24 protein-coding genes are annotated in these 21,853 nt (G+C 72.4%); 17 read left to right on the top strand and 7 right to left on the bottom strand.

The window, feature by feature from the left end; translation table 11 throughout:
* The first annotated feature begins 58 nt into the window (after positions 1-58).
* A complete protein-coding gene (locus tag ACIPPM_RS17930; protein ID WP_401448589.1) occupies positions 59-1,036 on the top strand; it encodes a DMT family transporter in 978 nt (325 codons plus the stop codon).
* A 32-nt stretch (positions 1,037-1,068) separates the two neighbouring features.
* Here ACIPPM_RS17930 and ACIPPM_RS17925 read toward each other — a convergent pair whose 3' ends face one another.
* Positions 1,069-2,397 carry an aminotransferase class I/II-fold pyridoxal phosphate-dependent enzyme gene (locus tag ACIPPM_RS17925; protein WP_401450084.1) on the bottom strand — a complete coding sequence of 443 codons (1,329 nt, stop codon included), beginning with the start codon at positions 2,395-2,397 and terminating at the stop codon, positions 1,069-1,071.
* Between the two features lie 71 nt (positions 2,398-2,468).
* On the opposite strand from ACIPPM_RS17925, the gene ACIPPM_RS17920 reads away from it, so the two are divergent.
* A complete protein-coding gene (locus ACIPPM_RS17920; RefSeq protein ID WP_401448587.1) occupies positions 2,469-3,185 on the top strand; it encodes a pyridoxamine 5'-phosphate oxidase family protein in 717 nt (238 codons plus the stop codon).
* A 108-nt stretch (positions 3,186-3,293) separates the two neighbouring features.
* On the opposite strand, the gene ACIPPM_RS17915 is transcribed toward ACIPPM_RS17920, so the two are convergent.
* Positions 3,294-4,298 (bottom strand): EamA family transporter, encoded by a 1,005-nt coding sequence (locus ACIPPM_RS17915; RefSeq protein ID WP_401448585.1) that lies wholly within the window; start codon positions 4,296-4,298, stop codon positions 3,294-3,296.
* Positions 4,299-4,370: 72 nt separating this feature from the next.
* On the bottom strand, positions 4,371-4,910 hold the full coding sequence (locus ACIPPM_RS17910; protein WP_401448583.1) for a Clp protease N-terminal domain-containing protein: 540 nt from the start codon (positions 4,908-4,910) through the stop codon (positions 4,371-4,373).
* Positions 4,911-5,128: 218 nt separating this feature from the next.
* Here ACIPPM_RS17910 and ACIPPM_RS17905 point away from each other — a divergent pair, with 218 nt between their 5' ends.
* A complete protein-coding gene (locus ACIPPM_RS17905) occupies positions 5,129-5,326 on the top strand; it encodes a hypothetical protein (protein ID WP_401450082.1) in 198 nt (65 codons plus the stop codon).
* 27 nt (positions 5,327-5,353) lie between these two features.
* On the opposite strand, the gene ACIPPM_RS17900 is transcribed toward ACIPPM_RS17905, so the two are convergent.
* Positions 5,354-5,992, bottom strand: a complete 639-nt coding sequence (locus ACIPPM_RS17900; protein WP_401448580.1) for a PadR family transcriptional regulator — start codon at positions 5,990-5,992, stop codon at positions 5,354-5,356.
* 154 nt (positions 5,993-6,146) lie between these two features.
* Between ACIPPM_RS17900 and ACIPPM_RS17895 the strand changes: the two genes are divergently transcribed.
* The 4 genes from ACIPPM_RS17895 to ACIPPM_RS17880 all read left to right on the top strand — a co-directional run bounded on the left by ACIPPM_RS17895 (position 6,147) and on the right by ACIPPM_RS17880 (position 9,288).
* Positions 6,147-6,884, top strand: coding sequence for a VOC family protein (locus ACIPPM_RS17895; protein WP_401448578.1), 738 nt, complete (start codon positions 6,147-6,149; stop codon positions 6,882-6,884).
* Positions 6,884-7,477, top strand: a complete 594-nt coding sequence (locus ACIPPM_RS17890) for a DinB family protein (RefSeq protein ID WP_401448575.1) — start codon at positions 6,884-6,886, stop codon at positions 7,475-7,477. The genes ACIPPM_RS17895 and ACIPPM_RS17890 overlap by 1 nt, the downstream gene beginning before the upstream one ends.
* A gap of 85 nt (positions 7,478-7,562) precedes the next feature.
* Complete coding sequence (nadE, locus tag ACIPPM_RS17885; RefSeq protein WP_401448572.1) at positions 7,563-8,393, top strand: ammonia-dependent NAD(+) synthetase; 831 nt, start codon at positions 7,563-7,565, stop codon at positions 8,391-8,393.
* A gap of 82 nt (positions 8,394-8,475) precedes the next feature.
* On the top strand, positions 8,476-9,288 hold the full coding sequence (locus ACIPPM_RS17880) for a PhzF family phenazine biosynthesis protein (protein ID WP_401448570.1): 813 nt from the start codon (positions 8,476-8,478) through the stop codon (positions 9,286-9,288).
* Between the two features lies 1 nt (position 9,289).
* On the opposite strand, the gene ACIPPM_RS17875 is transcribed toward ACIPPM_RS17880, so the two are convergent.
* On the bottom strand, positions 9,290-10,069 hold the full coding sequence (locus ACIPPM_RS17875) for a CPBP family intramembrane glutamic endopeptidase (protein WP_401448568.1): 780 nt from the start codon (positions 10,067-10,069) through the stop codon (positions 9,290-9,292).
* Between the two features lie 162 nt (positions 10,070-10,231).
* Positions 10,232-11,749 (bottom strand): glutamate--cysteine ligase, encoded by a 1,518-nt coding sequence (locus ACIPPM_RS17870; protein WP_401448566.1) that lies wholly within the window; start codon positions 11,747-11,749, stop codon positions 10,232-10,234.
* 578 nt (positions 11,750-12,327) lie between these two features.
* Between ACIPPM_RS17870 and ACIPPM_RS17865 the strand changes: the two genes are divergently transcribed.
* The 5 genes from ACIPPM_RS17865 to ACIPPM_RS17845 all read left to right on the top strand — a co-directional run bounded on the left by ACIPPM_RS17865 (position 12,328) and on the right by ACIPPM_RS17845 (position 16,963).
* Positions 12,328-12,912, top strand: a complete 585-nt coding sequence (locus ACIPPM_RS17865) for a hypothetical protein (RefSeq protein WP_401448564.1) — start codon at positions 12,328-12,330, stop codon at positions 12,910-12,912.
* A gap of 373 nt (positions 12,913-13,285) precedes the next feature.
* Positions 13,286-13,486, top strand: coding sequence for a DUF5999 family protein (locus tag ACIPPM_RS17860; protein ID WP_030808771.1), 201 nt, complete (start codon positions 13,286-13,288; stop codon positions 13,484-13,486).
* A 186-nt stretch (positions 13,487-13,672) separates the two neighbouring features.
* Positions 13,673-14,203 (top strand): universal stress protein, encoded by a 531-nt coding sequence (locus ACIPPM_RS17855; protein ID WP_401448561.1) that lies wholly within the window; start codon positions 13,673-13,675, stop codon positions 14,201-14,203.
* Positions 14,204-14,543: 340 nt separating this feature from the next.
* Complete coding sequence (locus tag ACIPPM_RS17850; RefSeq protein WP_401448559.1) at positions 14,544-16,496, top strand: amino acid transporter; 1,953 nt, start codon at positions 14,544-14,546, stop codon at positions 16,494-16,496.
* A 68-nt stretch (positions 16,497-16,564) separates the two neighbouring features.
* The gene (locus tag ACIPPM_RS17845; RefSeq protein WP_388999551.1) at positions 16,565-16,963 is read left to right on the top strand and encodes a molybdopterin-binding protein; all 399 of its coding nucleotides are present in this window, start codon (positions 16,565-16,567) and stop codon (positions 16,961-16,963) included.
* A gap of 35 nt (positions 16,964-16,998) precedes the next feature.
* Here ACIPPM_RS17845 and ACIPPM_RS17840 read toward each other — a convergent pair whose 3' ends face one another.
* Complete coding sequence (locus ACIPPM_RS17840) at positions 16,999-17,466, bottom strand: molybdopterin-dependent oxidoreductase (RefSeq protein ID WP_401450079.1); 468 nt, start codon at positions 17,464-17,466, stop codon at positions 16,999-17,001.
* A 228-nt stretch (positions 17,467-17,694) separates the two neighbouring features.
* Between ACIPPM_RS17840 and modA the strand changes: the two genes are divergently transcribed.
* The 5 genes from modA (at position 17,695) to ACIPPM_RS17815 (ending at position 21,841) form a co-directional block, all read left to right on the top strand.
* Positions 17,695-18,516 carry a molybdate ABC transporter substrate-binding protein gene (modA, locus tag ACIPPM_RS17835; RefSeq protein WP_401448556.1) on the top strand — a complete coding sequence of 274 codons (822 nt, stop codon included), beginning with the start codon at positions 17,695-17,697 and terminating at the stop codon, positions 18,514-18,516.
* Positions 18,513-19,367: a molybdate ABC transporter permease subunit gene (modB, locus tag ACIPPM_RS17830; protein ID WP_401448554.1), complete on the top strand. Its 855-nt coding sequence runs from the start codon at positions 18,513-18,515 to the stop codon at positions 19,365-19,367. The genes modA and modB overlap by 4 nt, the downstream gene beginning before the upstream one ends.
* 59 nt (positions 19,368-19,426) lie before the next feature.
* On the top strand, positions 19,427-20,512 hold the full coding sequence (locus ACIPPM_RS17825; RefSeq protein ID WP_401448552.1) for an ABC transporter ATP-binding protein: 1,086 nt from the start codon (positions 19,427-19,429) through the stop codon (positions 20,510-20,512).
* A 28-nt stretch (positions 20,513-20,540) separates the two neighbouring features.
* Positions 20,541-20,960: a molybdopterin-binding protein gene (locus ACIPPM_RS17820; protein WP_401448550.1), complete on the top strand. Its 420-nt coding sequence runs from the start codon at positions 20,541-20,543 to the stop codon at positions 20,958-20,960.
* Positions 20,961-21,049: 89 nt separating this feature from the next.
* Complete coding sequence (locus tag ACIPPM_RS17815) at positions 21,050-21,841, top strand: alpha/beta fold hydrolase (RefSeq protein WP_401448548.1); 792 nt, start codon at positions 21,050-21,052, stop codon at positions 21,839-21,841.
* Positions 21,842-21,853 lie beyond the last annotated feature (12 nt).

Below are 21,853 nucleotides of genomic sequence, written 5' to 3'. Positions count from 1 at the left end.
GGTATCCCGCGTAAATTCTCGATTGTGCTACGAAGTTGCGTCCAGCATCTTTGACGGCATGAGCACGGTCATCCCCTCCCGGACCCAGTCCCCCGCCGCAACCGCCCCCACCGCCACCCCGGCCACCCCTGCGCCCGCGCGCCCGCCCCGCCTGCTCGACTGGCGGCTCCGCTTCGGGCTGCTGTCCCTGATCTGGGGCTTCAGCTTTCTGCTGATCAAGGTCGGCACCGGCGCCTACGCCCCCTTCCAGGTCACCCTGGGCCGCCTGTTCTTCGGCACCCTCGTCCTCGCGGTGGCCATGGCCGTGAAGCGGGAGGGGCTGCCGCGCGGCGCCCGCACCTGGGCCCATCTGGCGGTCGCCGCGTTCTTCCTGAACGCCCTGCCCTTCTCCCTCTTCGCGTTCGCCGAGCTGACGATCCCCTCCACCCTGGCCGGCATCTGCAACGCCACCTCGCCGCTGTGGGGCATGGCGTTCTCCGTGGTCGCCCTCTCCGAGGACCGGCCGACCAGGGTCCGCGTCGCCGGACTCGGCGTCGGCTTCCTCGGGGTGCTGACCGTCCTCGGCGCCTGGCAGGGCTTCCACGGCCTGGACGCCCGGGGCACCGCGCTGGCCCTGCTGGCCTCGCTGAGCTACCCGGTCGGCTGGATCTACGTACGCCGCACGCTGGCCGGTTCGGGCAACTCGCATCTGTCGATGACGGGCGCGCAGCTGCTCCTCGCCACGGTCCAACTCGCCGTCGTCACGCCGCTGTTCACCTCGGTCCCGGCCCGCTTCCCGGTGGGTCCGCTGCTGGCGGTCGCCGCGCTGGGCGCCCTCGGCACCGGCCTGGCGATGCTCGTCCAGTACGGCCTGGTCGCCGAGGTCGGCCCGACCACGGCTCAGATGGTCACCTACTTCGTGCCGGTGATCGCCACCGTGGCGGGGGTGACGATCCTCGGGGAGTCGCTGCGCTGGACCACTCCGGTGGGCGCGGTGATCGTCATCGTGGGGGCGGCGCTGACGCAGGTCAGGCGGGGGGCGGCGGCCGCCAGGTAGCGCCGACCGGGAGGGGAGCATCGCCTCCCGTCTCACCCGTAGGACCGCGCCGGGGACGGGCGTACCGCCGCCGCCACCGCGTCCGCCAGCGGGGCGATGTCCGCCTCGGACAGGGGGGAGACGGTGATGCGGACGGCGGGCGGTGAGTCCAGCCGGAAGCGGGCGCCGGGGGCCACGGCCCAGCCGGACTGGAGGAGCCGGGCGACCGCGCCGGTCTCGTCGGGCACCGGCACCCAGACGTTCATCCCGCTGCGGCCGTGGGCGGTGACCCCGCGTTCGGCGAGCGCGTCCAGCAGCCGCTGCCGACGCGCGCTGTACGCGGCCGCGACCTCCGGGCCCACCGCGTCGTCGGCCCAGAGCCGGGCGACGGCACGCTGCAGCAGATGACTGACCCAGCCGGGGCCGAGCCGCTGCCGTCCGCGCACCAGGTCGACGGTGCGGGCGTCCCCGGCGAGGACGGCGAGCCGCAGGTCGGGGCCGTAGGTCTTGGAGACGGAACGGATGAAGGCCCAGTGCCGCGTGGCGCCCGCGAGGGGGTGGGCGGGGAGGTCGACGAAGCCGTGGCCGTGGTCGTCCTCGATCAGTACGGTGCCGGGATGCTCGCGCAGCACGGCGCGCAGCTCGCGGGCGCGGGAGGGGCTGACCGAGGCGCCGGTGGGGTTCTGGGCGCGGGCGGTGACGACCAAGGCGCGGGCGCCGGAGCGCAGGGCGGCGTCCAGTGCGGCGGGCAGCGGGCCCTCGTCGTCCACGCCCACGGGGAGGGTGCGCAGCCCGAGCGCGGGGATCAGGTCCAGCACGCTTCCCCAGCCGGGGTCCTCCACGGCGACCGCGTCGCCCGGCCGCAGATGGGCGGCGAGGACGCGCTCGATGGCATCGAGGGAGCCGGAGGTGAGGGTGAGCGGCCCGGCGGGGACACCGTCCGCGTCGAGTGCGGCGCGGGCGGCGCGGACGAGGTCCGGGTCGGCCGGGTCGTCGCCGTAGAGCCCCGGAGCCCTGTCGGCGCGGGCCGCCGCGTGCGCGAACGCAGGGGCGAGGGCGGGCAGCAGCGCGGGGTCGGGGTTGCCGGTGGACAGGTCCCGCGCGCCCTCGGGCACGTCGGGGCGCAGCTCGTCCCGGCCGGTCGTGGCGGGCTTGGGGCGGACCCTGCTGCCCCGGCGGCCGGCGGTCTCGATCACCCCGCGTTCGCGCAGGGTGCGGTAGGCGGCCGCGACCGTATTGGGATTCACCTCGAGGCGGGCCGCCAACTCCCGCATGGGCGGCAGGGTTTGGCCCGGCAGCAGCTCCCCTGAGCCGACCGCGTGTTCGACGCTGGCCGCGATCTCCGCCGCACCGCGCCCCTGAATCGGATACTCTCCTAGCACAAACATGATTATGCACTAGTGCAATCAGAAATCAAGTGATCCAGAAGTAAGCAGTCCAGGGAGGGACCGCCATGCAGAGCACCGGACAGGCAGCGCCGCAGGCCGACTACGCACCGACCGACCGCACCGTGCCCACCCGGTCCGCGGAGCGGGCGTCGTACGACCGGGCGGCGGTGCACGCGATCCTCGACGACGGCTACCTCTGCCACCTCGGCTTCGTCCGCGACGGCGCCCCGGTGGTGCTGCCCACGCTGTACGGCCGGGTCGGCGAGCGGCTGTACGTGCACGGGTCCACGGGTTCTCGCCCGCTGCGGATGACCGGCGCCGCCGATCCGGGGCTCCCGGTGTGCCTGACGGTCACGCATGTCGACGGGCTGGTGCTCGCCCGCTCCGCCTTCCACCACTCGATCAACTACCGCTCGGTGGTGGTGCACGGTGTCGCGCACCAGGTCACCGACCCGGAGGAGCGGCGGATCGCACTGGACGCCCTGGTGGAGCAGGTGGTGCCGGGCCGCTCGGCCGACTCCCGCCCCGCCAACCGCAAGGAGCTGGCGGCGACCGCGGTGATCCGGCTGGACCTGGAGGAGGTGTCGGCCAAGGTGCGCACCGGCGGTGTGAACGACGAGCCCGAGGACCTCACCCTGCCGTACTGGGCCGGTGTGGTTCCCGTACGCACGACCTACACGGCCCCGCTCGCCGACGCCGAACTGGCACCCGGCACCGAACTCCCGCACTACCTGGCGGAGTTCAGGGACGAAGCCGAGGCGCAGGCAGCCACGGGCGCCTGACGGCCCACCGCAGGTCCGGCGGGCGGTGCTGGAGGCACTGAGGCGGCTCTCCCCGGAGACCCGCCTCAGGCTGCCAGGTGCCAGGCAGGGCGGCCCCCTGCCTGGCGCCTAGGCGGCCGTACCCCGCGCCGACAGCTCCCGTTCCGCGCCGCCCTCCGCGACCGGTTCCGGAAGCCCCTTGGCGGGGGCGGAGGACTGGGCGATGAAGGCGCCGACGAGGACGACCGCGCCCCCGGCCACCTGCGGCAGGGACAGATGCTCGCCGAGCAGCACCCAGGCCAGCACGGTGGCGATGACCGCTTCCAGACACGCGACGACCCCCGCGACCTGCGGCGACAGCCGCCGTACCGACAGCACACCGGTGACGTAGGCGACGACCGTGGCGACGAGCACGATCCAGCCGAGCAGCGCGAGGGCGGGCACCGGGGTGCCGTCCAGCTGCGCGGTGCCGGTCAGCACGGATCGGTCCATGGTCCAGGGCCGGGCGACGACGGTGAGCACGGCGGCACCCACCAGCAGCCCGTACGCGATCACACCGAGCGGGTCGGGTGCCCGCTCCCCCGCGTCGCCGCCCTGGTCGGACAGGACGAAGTAGCCGACCTGGCAGCAGGCGGCGCCGAGGGCGAGCAGCAGCCCGAGCGCGTCGAAGCGCAGCCCGGACCACACCTCCACCACACAGGCGAGCCCGCCGACCGCGAGGACCACCCCGAGCGCGGCCGCCCTGGTCACCGGCCGCCGCTGCACGAACCGCACCCAGCCGAGCACCAGCGCCGGGGCCAGGTACTCCACCAGCAGGGCCACGCCGACCGGGATGCGGGAGAGCGCGGCGAAGTAGCACGCCTGCACTCCGGCGACCGCGAGCAGCCCGAACCCGACGAGCAGCGCGGGGCGTTGCCGGACCAGCGCGCGGTGCCGTACGGCGAGGGGCAGCATCACCAGGGCGGCGCCGGTCACCCGGAGCCAGACGACGTGCAGCGGGTCCAGGCCCGCTTCGATCAAGGGCTTGGCCGCGACTCCCGACCCGCCGAAGGCCAGGGCCGAGAGCAGCGCGAGGCCCAGCCCGGCGCCTCGGCCGTGGCCGCTTCCACTGTTTCCGGAGGTGCGCACGCGCACATGATGACAGGCGATGACATGAGCGTCACCCCCGTTGGCACCTGTCTCGCGGGGTGGACGCGGGCGGGTGCCTCAGCGGCCCGTGGCGCGAGGTGCTCTCCCGGCGGTCAGACCGCCCGCCGGGATTCCGGCGTGCTCCAGCACCTCGACGGCGCGGGAGCGCGGGTCGGCCACCAGGGCGGCGAGCAGATCGAGGCCGGTGGCGTGGGATTCGCCCCGGCGTGCGGCGCGGCGCCGGGCGTCCCGCATGGCCTCGGCCGCGAGGGGCGACCAGCGCTCCGGGCCCTCGAAGGTGCCGTCACCCCGCACCGGTCTCGCCACGCCGCCGCCCTCCGCCGCGCGCTGCCAGCCGAGTCCGTAGCCGATGCTGCGCTGCACCAGATAGCCGAGCAGCCGGACCAGTCCGGGGCCGATGGCGGCGCGGGCCTCGGGGTCCGCGTCGAGGAGGGAGTGCAGCAGATGGGCGGTGTCGACCTGACGGTCGCCGTCCCGCACGGCGCGACGGCGGGCACCGGCGACGACCGCCGCGAGCGTCGCGTCGGGACCGGTGTCGTCCTGTGCGCCGGCGCCGCCCTCGTCGGGGGCGGCCCGGCCGGCTGTACGGGGTTCCACGGTCCCACCTCATCAGCCACGGAGGCCCCTTCACATCCGCGAGGGGAACCATTCGCGCGTCCCACGCAGAGTGGAGACCCGCGTCCGGCGCCTCCTCCTCACGGATGAGGCCGGGGCCGTCCGCCTCGGGGGCGCGCCCGGTCCGTCGTACACCCCGGCGCAACCACACGGCGCCCTCACACGTCTCACACGAAGTGGAGGAAGGATGTCCGTGCTGGCTGGTCGGTCTGCCCGCGGTCGACGGCAAACAGTACGTGTACCGGGTGTACGCCCCGTCGGACGCACTGCCCGCCGACCTGTTCTGGGACGCCTGGCACTGCCATGACGAGGGCCCCTTCCCGCGGGCGTGGGACCTGTTCGACGCGGCCGTGATACGCCGCGTGCCGTCGGCCTGCGTCCCGCCGTCGCGCACCTGAGCCCGAGCGCCACTCCTCGTCCGACCCTCAGTCCTCGTCGGCGAGGATGAGGTACAGCTTCTTGCGGGCGTCGTTGAGGACGGCCAGCGCCTTGTCCCGCTGCTCCTTGGTGCCGGTCTTCCACACCTGGCCGAAGGCTTCCATCAGACCGGCCCCGGCCTGCCGGATCTCACCGAGCGCCTCCCAGTCGACACCGCGCGAAGCCTCCTCCCAGGGGGCGTCCGGGCCTTCCTCGGCGGCGGTGCGGCCACTTTCGGTGAGGTCGAACAGCTTCTTGCCGCCCTCGCTCTCGCTGGCGATCAGCCCCTCGTCCTCCAGCAGCTGCAGCGTCGGGTAGACCGAGCCGGGGCTCGGCTTCCACGCGCCGCCGCTGCGCTCGGCGATCTCCTGGATCATCTCGTAGCCGTGCATGGGCCGGTCCTTGAGCAGCGCCAGGATCGAGGCACGTACGTCACCGCGCCGCGCCCGCCCCCTCGGCCCGCCGCGCCCGTGACCGCGCCCGAAACCGGGGCCGCCGAAGCCGGGCCCGCCGAACATCGGCCCGCCGAACCCGGGACCGCCCGGCCCGAAGGGCCCGAACGCACCCCGCTCCCCCTCGAACCCACCCGGGCCGGGCCGACCGGGACCGTGCGCCCAGGGCCCTCGTGCGAATCCATGACCGTGCATCACGATCACTCCATCCTGTCGTCGATCGATCACATCCCATCGCGTTCCTTACGCGACACTTCGACGATATATCGCTGACACGCTCACCGACAAGCCCCTGCCGCGAAGAAATTCGGTTGTCCGCCCCTCGCCACGCGGGCATACGATCGGCCGCATGACGACGCGTCTGGTGCAGATCTCGATCAAGGCCCGGGACAAGTCCACGCTCGGGCGGTTCTGGGCGGAGGCCCTCGGCTGGAAGGTCACCGGGGACACACCGGACGAGACCAACGTCGAGCCCGAGGGCGTCACCCACCCCTCCCCCGAGGCCATCTGCATCGACGTCCTCACCGTCCCGGTCCCGAAGACGGTGAAGAACCGCCTCCACCTCGACCTCGCCACCACCTCCGACGCCCACCAGGCCGAACTGGTGGCCCGGCTCAGGGAGTTGGGCGCCACACCGGTCGACGTCGGCCAGGGCGACGTCCCCTGGACCGTCCTCGCCGACCCCGAGGGCAACGAGTTCTGCGTACTGGAACCCCGTGAGCCGTACCGGGACACCGGCCCGGTCGCCGCGGTGGTCGTGGACTGCGCGGACCCGCACGCCATGGCCCGTTTCTGGGGCGAGGCCATGGACTGGACCGTGCACGAGGTCACCGACGACGCCGCGCGGCTGCGCTCCGCCAAGGGCGTCGGCCCCTACCTGGAGTTCGTCCGCACCCCGGACCCGAAGACCGGCCTGAACCGCGTCCACTTCGACATCCGCCCCTACCCCGGCGACGACCAGGCGGCCGAGGCGGACCGACTGCGCGCGCTCGGCGCCACCGACCTCGACTTCGGGCAGGGCGACGTCTCCTGGACGGTCCTCACCGACCCGGAGGGCAACGAGTTCTGCGTCCTGGTGCCGCTGTGATGGGGACCGGCGATCCGGCGACCGGCCCCAAGGCCGACCTGCTCCGCTACCTCCGGTCCGCCCGTGAGGCCCTGCTGTGGAAGCTCGACGGCCTCTCGGAGTACGACGCCCGCCGTCCCCTCACCCCGACCGGCACCAACCTCCTCGGGCTGGTCAAGCACGCGGCCGGGGTGGAGCTGGGCTACCTCGGGGACACCTTCGGGCAGCCGTCGGGCGAGCCGCTGCCCTGGCTGACGGAGGCCGCGGAGACCAACGCGGACATGTGGGCCACCGCCGAGGAGTCGCGCGCGGACATCGTGGGGCTCTACCGCCGCGCCCGGGCCCACGCGGACGCGACGATCGAGGCACTCCCGCTGGACACCGTGGGCCGGGTGCCGTGGTGGCCGAGCGGCCGGGACGAGGTGACCCTGCACCACGCCGTCGTACGCGTCCTCGCCGACACCCAGCGGCACGCCGGGCACGCCGACATCGTCCGGGAGCTGGTCGACGGCGCGACCGGAATGGACCGGGGGAACACCAGCATGCCGTCGGACGACCCCGCCTGGTGGGCGGAGCACCGGGCCCGGGTGGAGCGGGCCGCGAGGGACGCCTGACCCGTCGCGCACCGGCCCGCCCGGCGTTTGCCAGAATGGCACCGGCCCACAGGTGAGGGCCGCCGCCGAAGCGTGAGGAACGAGCATGACCGACCTGGCCGCCACGTCGCAGCAGAAGGAGATCGCCCGGGATCTCCAGGTGCCCGAGTCCTTCGACGTGGAGCAGGAGATCGAGCGCCGGATCGCCTTCCTCGCCGAGCGGCTGACCTCCACCGGCCTGCGCTCGCTGGTGCTCGGGATCAGCGGCGGGGTGGACTCGACCACCACGGGACGGCTGTGCCAGCTCGCGGTCGAGCGGGCCCGCGCGGCCGGGCACGAGGCGACGTTCTACGCGATGCGGCTGCCGTACGGCGTCCAGGCCGACGAGGCCGACGCGCAGCGGGCGCTGGAGTTCATCCGCCCCGACCGCACGCTGACCGTCGATGTCCGCCCCGCGAGCGACGCGGCGCTGGACGCGGTCGTGGCGGGCGGCACCGTCTTCCGCGACGAGCGGCACAAGGACTTCCTGCACGGCAACATCAAGGCCCGCCAGCGCATGATCGCCCAGTACGCGGTGGCGGGTGCGCACGACGGCCTGGTCGTCGGCACGGACCACGCGGCGGAGGCGGTCTCCGGCTTCTTCACCAAGTTCGGCGACGGCGCGGCCGACGTCGTCCCGCTCACCGGCCTCACCAAGCGCCGCGTCCGCGCCGTGGCCGAGGCCCTCGGAGCCCCCGCCGAGCTGGTCTGGAAGACCCCCACCGCCGACCTGGAGACCCTGGACCCCGGCAAGGCCGACGAGACGGCCCTCGGTGTCACCTACGACGACATCGACGACCTCCTCGAGGGCAAGCCGGTCGCGGAGCCCGCCCTCACCACCATCATCGACCGCTACCACCACACCGAACACAAGCGCCAACTCCCGCTGGCCCCCTGAGTCCGCCCCCCCGGCCCGGTCAAGGCCACCCTTCCTCAACTGGCCTTGGCCGCACGGCCGTCGGACCCCCTAGGGTCTGCGCATGCGCATCCGAATCGTCGACGCCTTCGCCGACCTCCCCTTCACCGGCAACCCCGCCGGGGTCCTGCTCCTGGACGACCCGTTCCCGGACGACGACTGGCTCCAGCGGGTGGCCGCCGAGGTCAACCACTCCGAGACGGCCTTCGCCCACCGGCTGCCCGAGGGCGGGGAGGCGGACTGGGCGCTGCGCTGGTTCACCCCCGTCACCGAGGTGGCGATGTGCGGGCACGCCACCCTCGCCACCGCGCACGTGCTGTACGCCACCGGTGCCCACGCGGGCCTCGTACGGTTCGCCACCCGCAGCGGTGTCGTCGTCGCCACGCCGGGCGAAGAAGGGGAGATCACCCTGGACTTCCCCACCGCACCGCTCACCGAGGTCGAGGTCCCGGCGGGGCTCGCCGAGGCGCTGGGAGCGGAGCCGGTGGCCGCGTTCGACACCGGACCCGGCGTCGGGGACCTGCTGGTGGAACTGGCCGACGAGAAGGCGGTGCTGGAGCTGACCCCGGACCACCGCGCCCTCACCGGCTGCGCCGGCCGGGGTGTGATCGTGACGGCCCGCGCCGAGGACCCCACTCTGGGCTCCGACTACGTCTCCCGCTGCTTCTTCCCGAACGTCGGCATCGACGAGGACCCGGTCACCGGCAGCGCCCACACGGCACTCGCCCCCTACTGGTCCGCCCGCCTGGACCGCGACGACCTCACCGGCCTCCAGGCGTCCCGCCGCACCGGCTTGGTCCACACCGGCCTGCGCGGCGACCGCACCCTCCTCCGGGGCCGCGCGGTCACCGTCATCGACGGCGAACTCCTGGCCTAGCTCAAGGAGTCGGCAGCCACCCCACCTTGCCCGCCAGCAGGGCGTATCCGACGAAGGCACCGATGTCCAGCAGCGAGTGGGCGACGACCAGCGGCCCGACCCGTCCCCACCGGCGGTACAGCCAGACGAACACCACGCCCATCACCATGTTGCCGATGAAGCCGCCGATGCCCTGGTAGAGGTGGTACGACCCCCGCAGGACCGCGCTGGCCACCAGCGCGGTCCCCGGAGTCCAGCCCAACTGGCCGAGCCTGCGCAGCAGATATCCGACGACGATGACCTCTTCGAGCACCGCGTTCTGCACCGCCGACAGCACCAGCACCGGGTACTTCCACCACACGTCGGGCAGCGCCTCGGGCACCACGGTGAGGTTGAAGCCGAGCCCGCGCGCCACCAGGTAGAAGGCGATGCCGGTACTGCCGATCACGGCCGCGACGGCGGCGCCCCGCGCCAGGTCGGACCAGGGACGCCCCCGGTCGAAGCCGATCACGCGCAGGCTCTCGCCCTCCCGGCACAGCAGATACGCGACCAGCGCCACCGGCACCAGCGCGGACGCGATCCCGAAGAGCTGCCAGGCCAGGTCGAGCCAGGGACGGCCGGGCGCGGCCGAGGCGTTGAGGGTGGCCGCCTGGTCCTTGAGCCCGCCGGGCTTGGTGACCGAGCCGATGAAGCTGATGAGCGCGGACACCCCGCTCGCCCCGAGCGAGAGCGCCAGCACGATCAGCGTCTCGTCCCGCAGCGTCCGCCGGGAGGGCTGCTGCCATGCCAAGGACTCGGCCACCGGTTCCGCCTCCACCCGCGTTCCGGGCGCCGGGCGGCTCGACCTGCCCCCGCGCGCCTTGTTCGGGCAAAGGATCGCAGAAGGGCCCGGCCAGGCCGCGCACCGGGTGGCCCACGGCATGGCCGTACGCGGGCGGACCTCCCGCCCGCGTACGGACCACGCTCACCCCAGCGGCACCGGCTCCGGCAGCCCCACCGGCCAGGTGTGCACCGGTTCCCCGGCGTGCATCAGCTCGGCGTACCGGCGCGTCGTCGCGGCGAGTGCCTCCTCCCGTCCGTGGCCCTTCTCCAGCGCCTGGTGGAAGGTGGCCGCCTGCCAGGAAGCGCCGTTGACCCGCTTGCGGCAGCGCTCCTCGATGACCCCGAGATAGAAGTCCCGGTCGGCGGCCTCGATCCCCCACGCGTCCAGTCCCGCCGCGGCAAGCGGGAGCAGTTCGTCGCGGACCAGGGTGACGGCGTCGACCTCGGCCGTGCCGCCGTAGCGACCGCGCCGGGGCCAGGTGAAGCGGGCGTCGATGCCGTACCGGCAGGCCGCGTCGAAGTTGGCCTCGGCGGCCTCGAAGGGCAGCCGGGTCCACACCGGGCGGCTCTCCTCGGCGAACGCGCGCACCAGGCCGTAGTAGAAGGCGGCGTTGGCGATCACGTCGGTGATGGTGGGTCCGGCGGGCAGCACCCGGTTCTCCACCCGGAGGTGGGGCACGCCGTCGGCGATGTCGTAGACCGGGCGGTTCCAGCGGTACACCGTGCCGTTGTGCAGGACGAGTTCGGCCAGCTTGGGCACGCCGCCCGCGTCGAGGACCTCGAGCGGCTCCTCGTCGTCGCAGATCGGCAGCAGGGGCGGGAAGTAGCGCAGGTTCTCCTCGAACAGGTCGTGGGCGCCGGTGATCCAGCGCTCGCCGAACCAGGTGCGCGGCCGCACGCCTTGCGCCTGGAGTTCGGGCGGGCGGGTGTCGGTGGCCTGGAGGAAGAGCGGCGGCCGGGACTCGCGCCACAGCTCGTGTCCGAACAGGAAGGGCGAGTTGGCGCCGACCGCGATCTGCGCGGCCGAGGCCGCCTGCGCCGCGTTCCACACGTCGGCGAACCGGTCGGGCGTCACCTGGAGATGGAGCTGCACGGAGGTGCAGGCGGCCTCGGGGACGATGGAGCGGGAGGTGCAGCGCAGGTGCTCCACGCCCTCGATGTCGAGCCGGAAGTCCTCACCGCGCGCGGCGACGATCTGGTCGTTGAGCAGGGCGTAGCGGTCCACCTCGGAGAGGTTGGACGAGACCAGGTCGTCCCGGCCCAGCGTGGGCAGGATGCCGGTCATCACGATTCCGGCGTCCACCTCGCCCGCCTTGCGGTCGGCGTAGGCGAGGGAGGTGCGCAACTCCTCCGCGAGCCGGTCGAATACCCGGTCGCCCAGCCGGTGTGGCGCTATGTTGACCTCCAGATTGAACATGGCCAGTTCGGTCTGGAAATCGCGGCTGGCGATCCGCTCCAGTACCTGGCCGTTCAGCATTTTCGGCATACCGTCGGGGCCGGCGAGATTCAGTTCGATCTCCAGTCCCATCAGGTTCTTGGGACGGTCGAACCGTTTCTCGGCCAGCAGTCGCTCCAGTCCCGCCAGGCACTTCTGGAGCTTTTCGCGGTAGCGCTGGCGATCGGACAGGTCGAACGGGCCTGCCACGACCTTCTCCCCCATGGAAGTGTCCCTCCTCGGATGGGCGGCCCGAGGGTCCGGCCGCCGGGGCTCCCGGATCGGTTGGGATGATGCCCAGCGGAAGCGATCGATAACGCCGCATCCGGCCTCGCCGCCCATTATTCTGACGGAAGTGTCCTGCGGCACATTCACGAGGCATGCCGCATCACGCATCTTCGGGTGCCCTGATCGTCTCGTGAAAAACGCCGACGACAATCGGCCGACCGCGCGAGCGGGGTACGGCGAGGTCAGCGGACCCCCGCGGCCGGGAAATCGGGATGTTCAGCACGTATCCGCGACCGGATATCGCCTTGCCCGGACTATCGGAATCGGATAGCCGAAACAACGGGTGAACACGTGTCGTATAAACTTCGCGGACAGGGCCGAAGGATGGTGCCTCGGTACCGGTTTCTGACGCGTTTCCGCCGCATTCCGGCCGTCCGTCGACGACCGGCTGATCTCTTTCGCAGTCGCGTCCGCACCGGACCCCCGCCGCCTTGGCCTTCCACCTGTGAGCAGACAGTGCCGTCCGCCCCACCCTCATCGCGCCGCCGCGCCTGTCGAACGAGAGGCGACCCACCATGCCGCTGCACGTGCCCCCCGCGCCCGCGCCCGCACTGCATTCCGTCCTCACGGCCCTCGGTTCCCCCACCGCGGTCCGTGAGGCGCGCACCCCCACCCTGCGTGCCGCGCAGGGTCCGGTCACGCCCGAACTCCCGCTCGCCCTGCATGTGCTGGACCACATCACCCCCGAGGGCCTGTCCGCGACGCGGCTGACGGGCTGGCGGTTCGTCATCCGGGCCGGCGACCGCCCGGTCGCGGCGGCCGACACCGTGCTCACCCCGGACGGCTGGGCCTTCTCGCACTTCTTCGAGGGCCCCTACATCCCGTCCACCGAGCGGGCGCTCCAGCAGGCCGAGGCCCTGCCCCAGCCCCATCAGCCGCGCCTGCTGTCGGTGCCGGGGCTGTACATGCTCACCCTGTGGCTGCACGGCGATGCCACGGCCGACCCGGCCGAGGGACACCCCCTCGCCACCGACCTGCTGGTGCCGCTCGCCCCGGCTCCGCCCGGCATCCGGGCCCACCGGCCGCACCGGGTCTCGGAGTTGCTGCCCGTGCTGACCCATCGTGCGACTCCCGTGCCCCTTCTCGGCTCACCCGCCTGACCGACCCCCCGCGTACCCCGCTTCCCGGCGCGGAAGCGGGGTACGGCCTTTTCTCCGGGTACGCCGGATTCCTGCTCCGGGCACGCGTATTTCCGTGGGCCACACACATTTCGCTCGTGCGAGTAATTGCCCGCTCCTACGAGCGAATAGGCGACACTGCTCCGAGTGGACTAGCCCTTTCCGGTCACACCGAACCACCCAAAGGGACAGTGGGGTTGGATTGAACCGTCCGCGAGAGTGACGCGTCATGAACGAGTAAGGAGCGGTGCTGCGAAATCCCTGCGGAACGACGCCCAGCGGGCAACACTGGATTCCGACCGATGTTTCACCACGGGGGACGGACATGACCACGACAAAGCGAGAGATCCCGCCCATGTGCCAGCATCAACCGACCTGCCCGCCAGCCGAGTCCGCCGACCGCGAGTCGGCCCGTCTCGTGGCGCACCACCCGGAACAGGGGTGGAGTCTGCTGTGCAACGGCGTTCTGCTCTTCGAGGACACCGGTGAGCTGCTGCCCGACGGCCGGGTCATCGCCCCCCATCGCCCGCTCGGCGCACTCATGACCGCCGCCTGAGCAGCACCCGAGGCGGTCCGCCGAGACCGCCCGACGACCCGAGGGGCCGGACGCACGCACGGTGCGCACCGGCCCCGACGCGTGTCCGGGACAGGTGCACGGGCCGTCGGCTGGTCGAATCGGCCGGACGGGAGTGGGATGGAAGCAGGACGCGCGAGCGGTCCGTCCCCCGAGGAGCGTGACGTCATGCCCGGATACAACGCCCCCTTGGCCGCACGAGTGGTCGTCGGTGTGAGCGGTTCGCTGGGCAGCGTCACGGTCCTGCGCCGGGCCGCCGCGCTGGCCCGCCGCCTGGCCGCCGAGCTGTGGCCGGTACTGGCCTGGACGCCGCCCGGCGGTGATCCGACCGGCCGGCGCTCCGTCGTCGCCGATCCGCTGACCGAGGAGTGGCAGCGGATGGCGGAACACCGGCTGACCTCCCTGCTCGACGACCTGTTCGGCGCGGAGGGCCCCGGCATCCCCCTGCACGCCGTGATCGTGCGCGGCGCGCCGGGCCGGGCACTGCTGGCGGTCGCGGACCGCGAGGACGACCTGCTGGTGGTCGGCACGGGCCGCCGCGGCCTGCGCCGGGCCTTCTCCGGCCGGGTCTCCCGACAGTGCCTCGCCCACGCGGGCTGCCCGGTGCTCGCGGTACCCCCCTCGCCGCTGGAGTCCGAGCTGTCCGCCGTACGCCGCCGCAACGCCTGGCACTGGCGCATGGACATCCGCGGCCTCTGATTCGCCGCGCGCTGGGCTGCGGAGCGCCCCCGCCCGAGGCAGCATGGACAGGGTGCGTGCGACGCCTGAAGGATCGTGTCCGAGATGACGCTCGGTGTCCGCTCCCGGAGCCCCGAAACCCTCTCCCCCGGCGCCGTCCGCACACCGCGCCATCCGCCCCCGCAGGCTCCGGGCCTTCGCCTTCCGGTGCGTCAGCAGCCCCCGTCGGCCCATTCTTAACGCAGGATTGACACCCTCCCGGTCCGGAATCCATGGGTGCAGCGTCACTCTCCGCATACGCTGGTCCGGCTGTCCGTGTGATGACCGCAGGCAGCCGAGCCGCACCACCTGGAGCACGCCGATGGCCACGACCGAGCACCCTCCCAGTCGCCTGCGCGCCTGGATGCTTCAGGGGCTCTCCGACATGGGCAAGCGGGGTGGCCTGACCGGGCCGCACGCCGAGCCGGAACCCCCGCACCGGGGTCAGCGCTGGTGGCGGGTGATGTGCCTGACGGGCGTCGACTACTTCTCCACCCTCGGCTACCAGCCCGGCATCGCGGCGCTGGCGGCGGGCCTGCTCTCCCCACTGGCGACCATCGTGCTGGTGATCGTCACCCTCGCGGGCGCTCTCCCGGTGTACCGGCGGGTGGCGCAGGAGAGCCCGCACGGGCAGGGTTCCATCGCCATGCTGGAGCGGCTGCTGTCCTTCTGGAAGGGCAAGCTCTTCGTCCTGACCCTGCTGGGCTTCGCGGCCACCGACTTCCTGATCACCATCACCCTCTCGGCCGCCGACGCCTCCACCCACCTGGTGGAGAACCCGCATCTGACCAGCACGCTGGGCGGTCACCAGATGCTGATCACCCTGATCCTGGTGGCGCTGCTCGGCGCGGTGTTCCTCAAGGGCTTCCTGGAGGCCATGGGCGTCGCGGTCGCCCTGGTCGGCGTCTACCTCGGGCTCAACGTCGTCGTGGTGATCAGCGGCCTGTGGCACGTGCTGACCGCCGAGCACGTGGTGACCGACTGGACCAGCGCCCTGACCACCGAGCACGGCAACGTCTTCGTGATGATCGGCGTGGCCCTGATCGTCTTCCCGAAGCTCGCCCTCGGTCTGTCCGGCTTCGAGACCGGCGTCGCCGTGATGCCCCATGTCCAGGGCGACGAGGGCGACACCGAGGAGCGCCCGGCGGGCCGCATCCGGGACACCAAGAAGCTGCTCACCACCGCCGCCGTCATCATGAGCTGCTTCCTCATCACCACCAGCTCCATCACCACGCTGCTCATCCCGGCGGACGAGTTCAAGCCCGGCGGCCAGGCCAACGGCCGCGCCCTCGCCTTCCTCGCGCACGAGTACCTGGGCAACGCCTTCGGCACGGTCTACGACGCCTCGACCATCGCCATCCTGTGGTTCGCCGGTGCCTCCGCCATGGCCGGTCTGCTCAACCTGATGCCCCGCTACCTCCCCCGGTACGGCATGGCCCCGCACTGGGCCCGCGCGGTACGCCCGATGGTCATCGTCTTCATCCTGATCGCCTTCCTCGTCACCTGGCTCTTCGACGCCAACGTGGACAAGCAGGGCGGCGCCTACGCCACCGGTGTGCTGGTGCTGATCAGCTCGGCCGCCATCGCGGTGACCATCGCCGCGCGCAAGGCCGGACAGCGCGGCTGGACCATCGGCTTCGGCGTCATCTCCGCCGTGTTCCTGTACACCACGGTCGCCAACGTCATCGAGCGCCCGGACGGTGTGAAGATCGGCGCCTGCTTCATCGCGGGCATCATGCTGGTCTCCCTGCTGTCCCGGCTGGCCCGCTCCTTCGAGCTGCGGGTGACCAGCGTGGCGATGGACCCGATGGCGGAACGGTTCGTCCGGGACATGGCCAGCCGGAAGATCCGCTTCATCGCCAACGAGCCCGACAACCGCGACCGGGCCGAGTACCGCGACAAGATCGAGCAGATCCGTACCGACAACGACATGCCCGAGCAGGAGGACTTCGTCTTCGTCGAGGTCACGGTGGCCGACCCCTCGGAGTTCGAGACCTGTCTGACGGTGCGCGGCGAGGTCCTGCACAACCGCTACCGGGTGCTGACCGTGGAGTCCTCCTCCATCCCCAACGCCCTCGCCGCACTGCTGCTGCATGTACGGGACCTGACCGGACGTACCCCGCACATCTTCTTCGAGTGGACCGAGGGCAGCCCGTTCGCCAACTTCCTGCGGTTCTTCCTCTTCGGGCAGGGCGAGGTCGCCCCGGTCACCCGCGAGGTGCTGCGCGAGGCGGAGCCGGACCGGGCCCGCCGCCCCCGGGTGCACACGGGTTGAGCCGTCCGGACGCTCCCGCGTCCCGCCCGGGCGCACGCCCGCCGACCTCTCGTTTTATGGTGACCAGCATGCAGTCCTACACGATCGGCCAGGCAGCCCGGCTCCTCGGCGTGAGCCCCGACACCGCCCGCCGCTGGGCCGACGCCGGGCGGATGGCCACCCACCGCGACGATTCGGGGCGGCGCCTGATCGCCGGTCAGGATCTCGCCGCGTTCTCCGTCGAACTGGCCCAGGCGGGCGGGACGGCCGAGGAGGAGACCCCCTTCACCTCCGTGCGCAACGCGTTCCCCGGCATCGTCACCGCCATCAAGCTCGGTGACGTGGCCGCCCAGGTGGAGATCCAGGCGGGCCCGCACCGGCTGGTCTCGCTGCTCACCCGCGAGGCGGTCGACGAACTCGGTCTGGAGGTCGGCATGGAGGCCACCGCCCGCGTGAAGTCCACCAACGTGCACATCGACCGCTTCTGAGCGGCCCGGACGCGCGGGCCGGAGCAGCGCCCGCGTCAGCCTGCCGCGAGCGCGGGCCGGTCCGCGGGGCGGGGCGCCGCGACACCGAAGTGATAGCCCCCGTCGACCAGGATGCCGGTGATCCCGCTGATGTGCCGGGCCCCGCAGCGGTCTTGCGGCAGCACAAGCTGGGGCCCGGCCCCGTCCAACGGTGTGCCGTCCATCGTGACCGCCAGCAGTACGGGGGCGTCCGCGAAGTCGGGGTCGATCTCGGCCCAGCTCAGCACCGCCCGATGCCCGTCGGTTCCGGTCACGGAAATCAGGAATCTCAGCCGGTCCTTGCGGCGCACCGGGTCGAATCCGGGCCCCGCGTCGGTCAGTACGTGATATAGCCGCGGCCCGGAGAACAGGTGCCGCTGGATGCCGCTGGTCGCGCACTCGAAGCTGACGTCCGCCCGGAACTGAGGCCATTCCCGCAGGTCAGGAACGGTGAGCCGAGCAGGCCGGGCCAGATCGCCGGTCATGGCCAACTGAGCGAGCGTCACCGCGACCACCTCCCCTGGATTGCTACCCCCCGGACACCTCCGGACAAACGCATATGCCAGCTCCAGATAACAACTTCGCAGCTCATGCAACGTGACAGATGACTTACGTCTGGCAAATGCGGCAGTATCATCGGCCCCGTGGCCGATACCCGGCCCCCTGCAAGGGCGCGAGCGTTGTTCCGCCGAGACGAGGAGTAGAAGACCGTGATGACCCGTTCCGCACGCCGGACCCGCCGGATGCTGCCGCTGGCCGGTGTGGGAGTCGCCGCCCTGCTGGCCCTCAGCGCCTGCTCCAGCTCCGACGGTTCCACGCCCGCCAAGGCCGACAGCTCCGACTCCGCCTCCCCGAAGCTGTCCGGCACGGTCACCGTGTTCGCGGCCGCCTCCCTCAAGGAGAGCTTCACGACCCTGGGCAAGCAGTTCGAGCAGCAGCACCCGGGCACCAAGGTCGCGTTCAACTTCGGCGGCAGTGACACCCTCGCCGCCAGCATCACCAGCGGCGCCCCGGCGGACGTGTTCGCCGCCGCCAGCCCCAAGACGATGAAGATCGTCACGGACAAGAAGGACGCGACGAGCGCCCCGTCGACCTTCGCCCGCAACCAGCTGGAGATCGCCACCCTGCCGGGCAACCCCGACAAGGTCGCCTCGCTGAAGGACCTCACCGACCCGAAGCTCAAGGTCGTCCTGTGTGACAAGACCGTGCCGTGCGGCGCGGCCGCCCAGAAGGTGCTCGACGCGAGCGGCGTCAAGGTCACCCCGGTCTCCTACGAGCAGGACGTCAAGGCCGCCCTGAACAAGGTGGAGCTGAAGGAGGCCGACGCGTCCCTGGTCTACAAGACCGACGTGAAGTCCGCCGCCGGTAAGGTCCAGGGCGTGGAGTTCGCCGAGTCCAAGGACGCGATCAACGACTACCCGATCGCCCCGCTGAAGAACGCGAAGAACGCCGACGCGGCCGCCGCCTTCATCGCGCTGGTCAAGTCCGCCGACGGCCAGAAGGTGCTGACCGAGGCCGGCTTCCTCAAGCCGTGACCGAGCTGAAGCAGCCCGCCGCGGCCCGTCCCGACAGGGGCGGCCCGCGGCGTCCGCGTGTCCGTGCCGCCCGCCGCGGCGTGCCGGTGCCGCTGCTGGTGCCGGGCCTGCTGGCCATGGCCTTCCTGCTGGTGCCGCTGCTCGCCCTGCTGGTCCGCGCCCCCTGGCGCAGCCTCCCCTCCCAGCTGGCCAGCACCGAGGTGTGGCAGGCGCTCCAGCTCTCCCTGATCAGCGCCACGGCCGCCACCGCCGTCGCCCTGGTCCTCGGCGTGCCGCTGGCCTGGCTGCTGGCCCGTACGGAGTTCCCCGGCCGGGGTCTGGTGCGGGCCCTGGTGACGCTGCCGCTGGTGCTGCCGCCGGTCGTCGGCGGTGTCGCGCTGCTGCTGGCCCTCGGCCGCAACGGCATCGTCGGCAAGTCGCTGGACGCCTGGTTCGGCATCACCCTGCCGTTCACCACCGCCGGGGTGGTCATCGCGGAGGCGTTCGTCGCCATGCCGTTCCTCGTCATCAGCGTCGAGGGCACCCTGCGGGCCGCCGACCCGCGCTACGAGGAGGCGGCCACCACGCTCGGCGCGTCCAGGTTCACCGCGTTCCGCCGGGTCACCCTGCCGCTGATCGCCCCCGGCATCGCGGCCGGTGCCGTACTGGCGTGGGCCCGCGCGCTCGGCGAGTTCGGGGCCACGATCACCTTCGCGGGCAACTTCCCCGGCCGCACCCAGACCATGCCGCTGGCGGTCTACCTCGCCCTCCAGAACGACCCGGAGGCCGCCATCGCCCTCAGCCTGATCCTGCTGGCCGTGTCGATCGCGGTACTGGCGGGTCTGCGGGACCGGTGGATGACGGGGGCGTGACGGTGCCGCGAGGATGGAAGACACCGACCACGCAGGCGCCCACGGAGGACGACCGCCCCATGACCGACATCGACGCGCCCCCCGCCCTGCTGAAGGCGGCGGACGAACAGGGTCTCGACGCCCACCTGGTGGTCGACCGGGGGAACTTCCGGCTGGACGTGACCCTGCGCGCGGCCCCCGGTGACGTGGTCGCGCTGCTCGGTCCGAACGGCGCGGGCAAGACCACCGCACTGCGCGCCCTCGCGGGTCTCGTCCCGCTCTCCGAGGGCCATCTGCGGCTGGACGGCACCGCGCTGGAGCGCACCCCGCCGGAGAACCGCCCGGTCGGCGTGGTCTTCCAGGACTATCTGCTCTTCCCGCACCTGTCCGCGCTGGACAACGTGGCCTTCGGCCCGCGCTGCCACGGCACCGGCAAGGCCGAGGCGCGCGCGCAGGCGGCCGGCTGGCTGGAGCGCATGGGTCTGGCGGAGCACGCGGGCGCCAAGCCCCGCCGCTTGTCCGGCGGTCAGGCCCAGCGGGTCGCGCTGGCCAGGGCACTGGCCACCCACCCCCGGCTGCTCCTGCTGGACGAGCCGCTCGCCGCGCTGGACGCCCGTACCCGGCTCGAGGTCCGGTCGCAGCTGCGGCGGCATCTGGCCGAGTTCGAGGCGGTCGCCGTGCTGGTGACGCACGACCCGCTGGACGCCATGGTGCTCGCGGACCGGCTGGTGGTGATCGAGCACGGCCAGGTGGTGCAGCAGGGCACGCCCACGGAGATCGCCCGCCATCCGCGCACCGACTACATCGCCCAGCTGGTCGGCCTCAACCTCTACCGCGGCGAGGCCGACGGGCACGCGGTACGGCTGGACGCGGGGCCGACGATCACGACCACCGAGGATCTGTCGGGTCCGGTGTTCGTCGCGTTCCCGCCGGTCGCGGTCACCCTCTTCCGGGACCGCCCGACCGGGGCCAGCGCCCGCAATCTGTGGCGCTGCGAGGTCGCCGGGATGGAGACCCACGGCGACCAGATCCGCGCGGACCTGACCGGGGAGATCCAGCTCGCCGCCGACCTCACCACGGCGGCCGCCGCCGAGCTGGACCTGCACACGGGCGCACCGGTCTGGGCGACCGTCAAGGCGACGCAGACCCACGCATACCCGGCATAACCCTGCTCAGCCACTACGGTGTGGCCCCATGAGCATGAGCATCCGCAACCAGCTTCCCGGCACCGTCACCGCGGTCCACCCCGGCGAGGTCATGGCGACCGTCAAGATCCAGCTCGACGGCGGTCAGCAGCTGACCGCGGCCATCACCGAGGAAGCCACCAAGGAACTCCGGCTGGCCGAGGGCACCCCCGTGCACGCCTTGGTGAAGGCGACGGAGGTGTCCCTGGCCACCGAGCCCGTCGACCACATCTCGATCCGCAACCAGCTCGCGGGCACCATCAGCGAGATCACCATGGGCACCGCCATGGCCACGGTGAAGGTCGCGGTGCCGGGCGCCGAGGTGACGTCGGCGATCACCCACGAGTCCGCCGCCGAACTGAAGCTGTCGGAGGGCGACTCGGTGGTGGCGCTGATCAAGTCGACCGAGGTCTCACTCGCCACGGCCTGAGCAGACAGGGGTACGACCTGGCCCGCTCCCCACCTGCCGAGACACCTGACTTGACTCTGACACCGATGTCGGAGTTTAGCGTCGGCCGCATGAACACCCCTCGGCTCGACGTCATCGTGCGGGGCACCGGCCCCGCACTCCTGCTCGCCCACGGCGCGGGCGGCGGCATCGAAGGCAACTTCGGTCTCGTCCTGGACGACCTCGCCCGCGACCACATCCTGGTGGGCCCGCACTATCCGGGAGCGGGCGGCTCCCCCGCGGCCACCGCACCACTGGACCTGGACGACCTCGCCGACCAGTTGGTCACCGAGGCGGTCGCGGCGGGCCAGGAGTCGTTCGCCGTGCTCGGGGAGTCGCTCGGCAGCGCCGTGGCCGTCCGGATCGCCGCCCGGCATCCCGAGCGGGTCCGGGGTCTCGTCCTCACCGCCGGGTTCCCGGTCGCGGACCCCGTGCTGGCTCTGGCCGCCCGGCTCATCAAGTCCCTGGCGGACGCGGGCCGGTGGGACGAGGTGGCACGGTTCGCCCACCTATCCTGCCTGTCGCTCGCCGATCTGGCCGACGCCTCGCCCGCCGACCTGGACGCGGCGGTGGCCCGCACCCGGGCCGGGATGCCGCCGGGCATGCTCGACCACTTCGACCTGGTCTCCCGCGTGGACGTCAGGGCGGACCTGGCGAACCTGTCCGCGCCCGCACTGGTGGTGGCACCGACCGGCGACCGGCTGGTGCTGCCCGAGAGCTCGTACCGCCTGGCAGCGGGCATCCCGGACGCGAAACTGATCGAACTGCCCGGCGCGGCCCACATCCTGAACGAGCCCGACCGCGCGACATGGCTCCACCACGTCCGCGCCTTCCTCGACACCCTTCCCCCGGCGTCGGCATGACCCCGCACCGCC

Source organism: Streptomyces sp. NPDC090119 (assembly GCF_044747085.1).
GTDB lineage: Bacteria > Actinomycetota > Actinomycetes > Streptomycetales > Streptomycetaceae > Streptomyces.
The sequence above is the reverse complement of the archived record's forward strand: the minus strand, read 5'-3'. Positions and strand labels throughout refer to the sequence as shown.

What these genes read in the sequence shown, in the direction of transcription:
- ACIPPM_RS17930 (WP_401448589.1), top strand. Translation starts at nt 59, where the DNA reads ATGAGCACGGTCATCCCCTCCCGGACCCAGTCCCCCGCCGCAACCGCC.
- ACIPPM_RS17920 (WP_401448587.1), top strand. Translation starts at nt 2,469, where the DNA reads ATGCAGAGCACCGGACAGGCAGCGCCGCAGGCCGACTACGCACCGACC.
- ACIPPM_RS17900 (WP_401448580.1), bottom strand. Translation starts at nt 5,992, where the DNA reads ATGCACGGTCATGGATTCGCACGAGGGCCCTGGGCGCACGGTCCCGGT.
- ACIPPM_RS17895 (WP_401448578.1), top strand. Translation starts at nt 6,147, where the DNA reads ATGACGACGCGTCTGGTGCAGATCTCGATCAAGGCCCGGGACAAGTCC.
- ACIPPM_RS17890 (WP_401448575.1), top strand. Translation starts at nt 6,884, where the DNA reads ATGGGGACCGGCGATCCGGCGACCGGCCCCAAGGCCGACCTGCTCCGC.
- nadE (WP_401448572.1), top strand. Translation starts at nt 7,563, where the DNA reads ATGACCGACCTGGCCGCCACGTCGCAGCAGAAGGAGATCGCCCGGGAT.
- ACIPPM_RS17880 (WP_401448570.1), top strand. Translation starts at nt 8,476, where the DNA reads ATGCGCATCCGAATCGTCGACGCCTTCGCCGACCTCCCCTTCACCGGC.
- ACIPPM_RS17870 (WP_401448566.1), bottom strand. Translation starts at nt 11,749, where the DNA reads ATGGGGGAGAAGGTCGTGGCAGGCCCGTTCGACCTGTCCGATCGCCAG.
- ACIPPM_RS17865 (WP_401448564.1), top strand. Translation starts at nt 12,328, where the DNA reads ATGCCGCTGCACGTGCCCCCCGCGCCCGCGCCCGCACTGCATTCCGTC.
- ACIPPM_RS17860 (WP_030808771.1), top strand. Translation starts at nt 13,286, where the DNA reads ATGTGCCAGCATCAACCGACCTGCCCGCCAGCCGAGTCCGCCGACCGC.
- ACIPPM_RS17855 (WP_401448561.1), top strand. Translation starts at nt 13,673, where the DNA reads ATGCCCGGATACAACGCCCCCTTGGCCGCACGAGTGGTCGTCGGTGTG.
- ACIPPM_RS17850 (WP_401448559.1), top strand. Translation starts at nt 14,544, where the DNA reads ATGGCCACGACCGAGCACCCTCCCAGTCGCCTGCGCGCCTGGATGCTT.
- ACIPPM_RS17845 (WP_388999551.1), top strand. Translation starts at nt 16,565, where the DNA reads ATGCAGTCCTACACGATCGGCCAGGCAGCCCGGCTCCTCGGCGTGAGC.
- ACIPPM_RS17840 (WP_401450079.1), bottom strand. Translation starts at nt 17,466, where the DNA reads ATGACCGGCGATCTGGCCCGGCCTGCTCGGCTCACCGTTCCTGACCTG.
- modA (WP_401448556.1), top strand. Translation starts at nt 17,695, where the DNA reads ATGACCCGTTCCGCACGCCGGACCCGCCGGATGCTGCCGCTGGCCGGT.
- ACIPPM_RS17825 (WP_401448552.1), top strand. Translation starts at nt 19,427, where the DNA reads ATGACCGACATCGACGCGCCCCCCGCCCTGCTGAAGGCGGCGGACGAA.
- ACIPPM_RS17820 (WP_401448550.1), top strand. Translation starts at nt 20,541, where the DNA reads ATGAGCATGAGCATCCGCAACCAGCTTCCCGGCACCGTCACCGCGGTC.
- ACIPPM_RS17815 (WP_401448548.1), top strand. Translation starts at nt 21,050, where the DNA reads ATGAACACCCCTCGGCTCGACGTCATCGTGCGGGGCACCGGCCCCGCA.